Origin of the sequence: Streptomyces actuosus (genome assembly GCF_016921115.1) — a bacterium.
GTDB lineage: Bacteria > Actinomycetota > Actinomycetes > Streptomycetales > Streptomycetaceae > Streptomyces > Streptomyces actuosus_A.
In genome coordinates, this window is record NZ_JAFFZS010000204.1 from 1 (window position 1) to 450 (window position 450).

Annotated in this window: 1 protein-coding gene; it reads left to right on the plus strand. The window is 41.6% G+C overall.

Annotated elements, in window-relative coordinates; genetic code table 11:
* On the plus strand, window positions 1–184 hold a 184-nt coding region (locus JS756_RS36145; protein ID WP_205387490.1), incomplete at its 5' end, for a hypothetical protein.
* Between the last annotated feature and the right edge of the window lie 266 nt (window positions 185–450).

Genomic DNA, 450 nt, shown 5'->3' on the forward strand with positions numbered 1-450 from the left:
GTATCCAGAGCCAATAGGCGAACTGGTAAGTATTATGTGTTTTGCTGAAACTGGGTTCCAGTTGGGAATGCTGATGGATCGCATGGGAATTGATCGGCTTGCTCGGATTGACATTACCACGTTGTTTTCTTTTCTTTTTTGTGATGCTGATCTGAGGAGTTCTGGTTGCTATCTAATATTATAGGGGGATTTGATTTGGCTGAAGAGGGTGTATGCAAATACCTCATTTGTGTATATATATATATATATATGGTTCAAGGGCGGTCGCCCCCCATAGAATAGTTGAAATGCACTACCAGAGCACGAAGCTTGCTTATTGCTAACCATTTGAGACCCAGTGGCTACCATGTTTTGAATTTCCGAACATCCGACTGTCTCCAGTCTGTTGCATAATCCGTGTCTTGACCTGCATTGTCGATTTCTTTATTTCATTTCCCCTTTGTCTTATTT